Raw genomic sequence first — 6,104 nt, 5'->3', positions numbered from 1 at the left:
GACGAAATCGAATTCTAACGAATTACCGATTTCTATCCCACTCTCTTATTTCATATAAATCATCCCTGTACAGGCTTGCTCTGAAAGTTCAACAAAGCCCAGGGATTGGTAAAAGGCTAGATTTTTCTCGCTACGTTCAGTGGCAAGGAGCCGTTGATAGACAGTAGGGAAGGTCGCTAAAGCCTCTGTTAAGAGTCTCCTTCCGATACCTTGACGCTGGTAATCTGGTCTTACCAAAAGGTCCTGCACAAAAATAACCGAGTAGCCATCACCTACCAAGCGAATGTAGGCGACGAGCTCTTTCTCATCATAGACTGCCAACTGCCAGAGACTGGCTTTGACAGCTTGTTCCAGCATAGTTGGGTTGTTGGTATAATTGGTCCATCCGACCGAGCTGTAGAGTGCGACTAGGTCTGTCATCGCTGGAATTTCTTGTTTGTAATGGAACATCTTAACTCCTTTTTAAGGTATAGTGCTGGAAGAAGGCGATATCCCGGTAAGGTGACTCTTGGCAAACGGCCAGCTCCATCTTGAGCATAGACTCTCGCCAGCCTTCTTGGCCCTTGAAGCGATTGTCCTGCAAGGCATAAAAGACTCGGATCCCTTGGTAATCCTGAACTTCAAGGGCTAAGTCTTCTACTGCTGCACCGAGATCATAGGCCTGGGCCAAACCCATGGAGTGGGTTTCCAGGTCTTGACCTGCTAGGAGATCAAGAGCCTTTTGAGTATCATTTTCAAAGACGACGGTCTGCAGGACGCGTCCAACCTCATTGTGCTTGACGATAGATAGCAGGCCTCCTGGTTTCAAGAGACGAGTAAATACCTTGAGAATCTCCTTGCGATCTTCTACATACTCCAAGACATTGTGGCAGAGGATAACATCAAAGCTGGCATCTTCAAGACTTGCTAACTGATCCAGACTTCCGACGATTTGTTGGTAGGGATGGTCCTGGACTCGCAAGGCTACCATTTCCTCATTGGGCTCCACAGCAAGGACTTGATTATCTTTCGTTAGGTGGTTGGCTACAAGGCCAAAACCACTGCCAAAATCAAGCACCCTCTTTTCCTTGATTTCCTGTAATTGCTCAAAAAGGATATCATAATAGATCTGTCCCCAGGGTTGCTGGAGGGTTTCTAAATAGGCTTGGATATTGGCTGCCATCTGGTTCCTCCTATTTGTAATTAAACATCTTGCTAGCTAGCTTGTCCGAGATGCGAGGGAAAAGAGTATAGAGCTTGTGGGTCAGGTTCAAGAGCCAAGGCAAATTGAGCTCGCGTTTTGGTTTTCCAAAGTTTTTCACGATCTTCTTAGCCACAAAGTCTGGTTCCAAAATGTAGCGATCCACAGCTTTGACATAACTTCCGTCTGGGTCTGCCTGATCAAAGAAAGTGGTCCGAATTGGGCCTGGATTGACTGTCGTCACATGGACACCAAAGGGCATCAGTTCTAACCGCAGGGCGTTAGAGAAGCCAATGGCTGCAAACTTGGTGGCCGAATAAAGGCTGGATTTGGCAGTTGCTACTAAGCCCGCCATGCTGACGATGTTGACAATGTGCCCCTTGCCTACTGCCTTCATGTGCGCACCAATCAAGCGTGAAAGCTGCATGAGGGCAAAGGTATTGACTTCAAACATTTCCTGCACCTGCTGGTCAGAAATGCGATCAAAGGCCTCAAAAATCCCATAGCCTGCGTTGTTGACCAAGATATCAATCTGCCCGTAGCGCTGATAGAGCTCTTCTACCAAATCTTGGACGGCTGAGGAATCTGTGATATCGATCTCGATGCACTCTGTTTGAGGATGATTGGCATAGAGTTTTTCCAGTTTTTCTTGATTTCTGCCTAAGAGAATCAGCCGATCTTCAGGGAGGAGCTTGACCATTTCTTGGGCCAAGCCTCCACTTGCTCCTGTTATGAGAATGGTTCGCATCTTAGATCTCCACTTCTTCCAAATCTTTGACGACATAGACATTTTCAAAAATGCTGGACGCATCCTTGCGCAATTGGCTGATGTCTTTTGATAAGAAGCGAGCACTGATGTGGTTCAAAAGAAGGCGTTTTGCTCCAGCTTCACGCGCCACTTCTGCCGCCTGCATATTGGTCGAGTGACCGTGTTTCTTAGCAATCTTCTCATCGCCCTTGCCATAGGTAGACTCATGGACGAGGACATCCGCATTGACTCCAAGTCGGACGCTGGCATCAGTCTTTCTGGTATCTCCAAGGATCGTGATAATCTTACCAGGTCGAGGGGCTGAAATATAATCCGCTGCAATGATCTTAGTGCCATCCTCCAGGGTGACATCTTGTCCATTTTTGACCTGGCCAAAGAGCGGTCCAAAGGGAACACCCGCTGCCTTCAGCTTGTCTGCGTCCAGCGTCCCTTCGAGGTCTTTTTGCATGATCCGATAACCCACGCAGAAAATAGTGTGGTCCAAAGCTTCCGCATAAACCGTGAATTTATCGGTTTCTAAAATCTTACCCAGAGAATGTTCATCGAATTCATGAAAATGGATGCGGTAAGGCAGGCGAGAGCCTGATACGCGAAGACTGGTCATCACAAAGGATTTGATTCCTACTGGTCCATAGATATCCAGATCCGTCTGCTCTTCATTGGCCTGAAAGGCCCGACTAGAGAGGAAACCTGGCAAACCAAAAATATGATCTCCGTGTAGGTGAGTAATAAAGATCTTGCTAACCTTTCGCGGACGAATAGTCGTTTCTAAAATTTGATTCTGTGTCGCTTCGCCACAATCAAAGAGCCAGACTTCATTGATCTCGTCCAGCAATTTGAGCGCTAGGCTCGATACATTACGGGCTTTTGAGGGTTGCCCAGCTCCCGTTCCTAAAAATTGAATGTCCATTGTCTACTTTCTATCTATATAAATCATGGCCGTCCGGTTCTCTGAACGGAAAGAAAGGTTGCCTGGGTAGGCTTGCGCTAGCTCAAGGAGCTCCTCTTGGTTATATCCTGATAGTTTCAAGCGTCCATCTTCCAAGGTCATCAAGTCAGTCAAGGCAGAGAGGGCTTCTGTTTTAGTGACCCCTTCTGGGCCGGCCTCTTGCAGACAGATCTTGCCATCTTTTTCAAAGATCAAACAATGCGGAAAGATCTCTGCGACTTCAAATAAAATGGCAGGGGTGATAGCCTCTGCTGGATCTTCAGCAAAGACACAGGCTAGCTCTTCATTTACGTAAGCCAAGCCATAAGATTTACCTGATAAATTGAGGCGGATAAATGGCTTTCGTTCATCAAAGCTTTGCTGAACTGTGAATAAGTCAAATACCCGGCTCAAGTCCAAGAAATAATCCATGGCCTCCTTGGGGCTCTTCTTTTGATAGAGCTCAGCAAAATAAGCGTTGATCACACTTGGGGGAGGCGTAATCACACGGAGACGCAATTCCTCAGGGATCGTGCGTAAAAGATTGGTCAGATAGACCCGATCGAGGCTAGTATAACCTCCATATTTTATTGCTAAATCAACGTAATCCGTCATAAAATTCTTCCAACTTCCACTTATTTTTCTCTGCGATATAGCCTTGAATGACCTCGACATCCTCTTCAAATTTGCGCTGGTCAATGATCGCAACCGTTTCTAGATCATGTGTCCGATAGGATTTTGAAAAGGGAACGCGAATGGTAAAGGGAACAAAGAGTTCTCTCAGTTTTTCTAGGAACAAAGCCTGGAGATCTTCACGGGCTGTCTCAGAGCGCGCTGAAATCAAGCTAAAAGGTGTCTGGGTTGGAGTAAAGTCTGCTACTTTATCTGCTTTGTTGTAGAGGGTTAAGCGAGGAATCTCTAGCATATCTAAGTCTTTCATGATAGAGAGAACGGTCTTTTCATGCTCCTCATGATTGGGATCAGAAGCATCGATGACATGGACCAAGAGATCCACATTCTTACTTTCTTCCAGGGTCGACTTAAAACTTGATACCAACTCTGTTGGCAAGTCCTGAATAAAGCCGACTGTATCGGTCAGGGTTACTTGTAGATTGCCTGTTAGGTGGATGCTCTTGGTTGTGGCATCCAAGGTCGCAAAGAGTTCATCAGCTTCATACTGGCTCTTACTAGTCATTTGATTCATAATGGTCGACTTTCCTGCATTGGTATAGCCGATCAAACCAATCTTGAAGACAGGTGATTCCAAGCGTTTTTCACGAAGGGTTTCCCGGTTCTTTTCAACAGCCTTGAGCTGGCGCTCGATATCGGTGATTTGATTGCGAACGCTCCGGCGGTTCAACTCCAACTGACTTTCCCCTGGACCACGAGATCCAATTCCCCCGGCCTGACGGCTGAGCATGATCCCTTGACCAACAAGGCGTGGCAAGAGGTATTTAAGCTGGGCCAAGTGCACCTGCAACTTCCCTTCATGGCTTCTAGCTCGCATGGCAAAGATATCTAGAATCAGCTGCATCCGGTCAATAACCTTAACCCCAAGGATTTCTTCTAAATTGACATTTTGCCGGGGCGTCAGGCGGTTATTGACCACCACTGTCGTAATCTCATCTGCTTCGACCATCTGAGCAATTTCTTCTAATTTTCCTGAGCCGACAAAGGTCTTAGTATCGTACTTCTCCCGCTTTTGTGTATAAGAGCCCCGGACATCTCCACCGGCTGTTTTAGCTAGGCTTGCCAACTCCTCCATCGACATATCAAAATTGTCCATGCCTTGAAGTTCCACACCAACCAAAAGGATGCGTTCTTGTTTCTTTTCTGTTTCAATCATGCTCTAAAAACTCCTTTACATCTGCAAGAACCTGCTCCTTGAAGTGGGGGGCAGAAATGGCGTAAAAGGTCACTTCCATCCGATTTCGAAACCAGGTCAGCTGCCGTTTGGCAAAACGCCGGGTGTTGCGCTTGAGGGTCTCACTGGCTTCTTCAAGGCTTTGCTCCCCCTTAAAGTAGGGAAAGAGTTCCTTGTAGCCAATCCCTTTACTGGCTTGCACATCTGGGTAATGGTCATAGAGCCAGCGAGCTTCATCCAGTAAGCCCTCCTCTAACATGCTATCTACTCGACGATTGATACGATCATAGATCAAGGACCGATCATCATCTAGACAGATCAGATAGGGTTCATAATCGGTCTCTTCGTTTGCGAGGTCTTTTCCAAAATGCGCAATTTCAAGAGCCCGCATGGCCCGACGGCGATTGATCTGAGGAATCACAAGTCCTTGCTCCGCCACTCTTTGGTACAAGTCTTCGTCCGACAGCACGTCCAATTGAGCGCGATAGGCCAGAATCTCTTCATGAGGAACTTCACCACCTAGATGATAACCTTCGAGCAGACTTTGGATGTAAAGACCCGTCCCACCTGCAATGATAGGAAGCTTGCCTCGAGCTGTGATATCCTCAATCGCAGTCTTAGCTTCTCTTACAAAATCAAAAGCCGAGTAAGACTCGGTCACCTCCCGCACATCGATCAAATGATGGGGAGCTGCTGCTTGCTCTTCTGGTGTCGCCTTGGCCGTTCCAATATCCAGCTTGCGATAGACTTGCTGGCTATCGCCACTGATAATTTCACCATTGAGGGCTTGCGCTAAATCGATCGCAAGAGCTGTTTTCCCAACAGCAGTTGGTCCCACAATCACAATTATCTTGGTTTTCATCGTTTTTCCTTGCAAAATTCACGTTTTTTCGTTACCATATATTATAACATAAATATTTAAAGTTCAGAAAAGGAGAAATTCTCATGGCTAAAGGATTTGGTAAAGGTTTTGTTACTGGTGTTGCTGGTACAGTTGCTGCTGTCGCAGGTGCAGTTTACACATTCAAGAAAAAAGTAATCGAACCAGAAGAACAAAAAGCAGCTTTCATCGAAGAAAACCGCAAAAAAGCAGCACGTCGCCGTGTCTCACACTAATCATTCAAAAAGCTCCGGAAAACCGGAGCTTTTTTTGCTGAAGAAAAAGTCCATTTTGGAAAATTTTCTTTTACTGGTAGGGTTTGTCACGATATGCTAACACAAGTAATGCTAAAAGAATTAGAATGATATATATTATGCTTATTCAAACATATACTGAAACTTTCCGCCGTGAGAAAAGTGCTAGAAACACTACGGTTTCTAGCACTCGGTAGTTTTGAAACTTTAGGTTCAAAACTAAGTCATG

The 6,104-nt window shown here is 46.1% G+C and carries 8 protein-coding genes; 1 reads left to right on the top strand and 7 read right to left on the bottom strand.

Going from position 1 to position 6,104, the window contains the following annotated elements; translation table 11 throughout:
- Positions 1–45: 45 nt before the first annotated feature.
- The 7 genes from HMPREF2893_RS03710 to miaA are packed head-to-tail and all read right to left on the bottom strand — an operon-like array spanning position 46 to position 5,603.
- Positions 46–450, bottom strand: coding sequence for a GNAT family N-acetyltransferase (locus HMPREF2893_RS03710; RefSeq protein WP_070674435.1), 405 nt, complete (start codon positions 448–450; stop codon positions 46–48).
- Position 451: 1 nt separating this feature from the next.
- A complete protein-coding gene (locus HMPREF2893_RS03705) occupies positions 452–1,162 on the bottom strand; it encodes a class I SAM-dependent methyltransferase (protein WP_049475312.1) in 711 nt (236 codons plus the stop codon).
- Positions 1,163–1,172: 10 nt separating this feature from the next.
- Positions 1,173–1,928: an SDR family NAD(P)-dependent oxidoreductase gene (locus tag HMPREF2893_RS03700; protein ID WP_070674432.1), complete on the bottom strand. Its 756-nt coding sequence runs from the start codon at positions 1,926–1,928 to the stop codon at positions 1,173–1,175.
- A 1-nt stretch (position 1,929) separates the two neighbouring features.
- Entirely contained in the window at positions 1,930–2,859 is a 930-nt protein-coding gene (gene rnz / locus HMPREF2893_RS03695; protein ID WP_003011107.1) for a ribonuclease Z, read from the bottom strand.
- Positions 2,860–2,862: 3 nt separating this feature from the next.
- A complete protein-coding gene (locus HMPREF2893_RS03690) occupies positions 2,863–3,492 on the bottom strand; it encodes a cystathionine beta-lyase (RefSeq protein ID WP_070674429.1) in 630 nt (209 codons plus the stop codon).
- On the bottom strand, positions 3,476–4,723 hold the full coding sequence (hflX, locus tag HMPREF2893_RS03685) for a GTPase HflX (RefSeq protein ID WP_070674426.1): 1,248 nt from the start codon (positions 4,721–4,723) through the stop codon (positions 3,476–3,478). Before hflX ends, HMPREF2893_RS03690 begins: the two co-directional genes overlap by 17 nt.
- Positions 4,716–5,603 (bottom strand): tRNA (adenosine(37)-N6)-dimethylallyltransferase MiaA, encoded by an 888-nt coding sequence (gene miaA / locus HMPREF2893_RS03680; protein ID WP_049475316.1) that lies wholly within the window; start codon positions 5,601–5,603, stop codon positions 4,716–4,718. The genes hflX and miaA overlap by 8 nt, the downstream gene beginning before the upstream one ends.
- Positions 5,604–5,686: 83 nt before the next feature.
- Between miaA and HMPREF2893_RS03675 the strand changes: the two genes are divergently transcribed.
- Positions 5,687–5,857 (top strand): DUF3042 family protein, encoded by a 171-nt coding sequence (locus HMPREF2893_RS03675; protein WP_003002781.1) that lies wholly within the window; start codon positions 5,687–5,689, stop codon positions 5,855–5,857.
- The last annotated feature ends 247 nt before the right edge of the window (positions 5,858–6,104 follow it).

Origin of the sequence: Streptococcus sp. HMSC072C09 (genome assembly GCF_001813105.1) — a bacterium.
Classification (GTDB): Bacteria; Bacillota; Bacilli; order Lactobacillales; family Streptococcaceae; genus Streptococcus.
Note: the sequence above shows the minus strand (reverse complement) of the source record. Positions and strands in the feature narration are given on the sequence as shown.

Bases quoted from the DNA above. Each gene is read 5' to 3' on its own strand.
- HMPREF2893_RS03710 (WP_070674435.1), bottom strand. From the start codon at position 450: ATGTTCCATTACAAACAAGAAATTCCAGCGATGACAGACCTAGTCGCA.
- HMPREF2893_RS03705 (WP_049475312.1), bottom strand. From the start codon at position 1,162: ATGGCAGCCAATATCCAAGCCTATTTAGAAACCCTCCAGCAACCCTGG.
- HMPREF2893_RS03700 (WP_070674432.1), bottom strand. From the start codon at position 1,928: ATGCGAACCATTCTCATAACAGGAGCAAGTGGAGGCTTGGCCCAAGAA.
- rnz (WP_003011107.1), bottom strand. From the start codon at position 2,859: ATGGACATTCAATTTTTAGGAACGGGAGCTGGGCAACCCTCAAAAGCC.
- HMPREF2893_RS03690 (WP_070674429.1), bottom strand. From the start codon at position 3,492: ATGACGGATTACGTTGATTTAGCAATAAAATATGGAGGTTATACTAGC.
- hflX (WP_070674426.1), bottom strand. From the start codon at position 4,723: ATGATTGAAACAGAAAAGAAACAAGAACGCATCCTTTTGGTTGGTGTG.
- miaA (WP_049475316.1), bottom strand. From the start codon at position 5,603: ATGAAAACCAAGATAATTGTGATTGTGGGACCAACTGCTGTTGGGAAA.
- HMPREF2893_RS03675 (WP_003002781.1), top strand. From the start codon at position 5,687: ATGGCTAAAGGATTTGGTAAAGGTTTTGTTACTGGTGTTGCTGGTACA.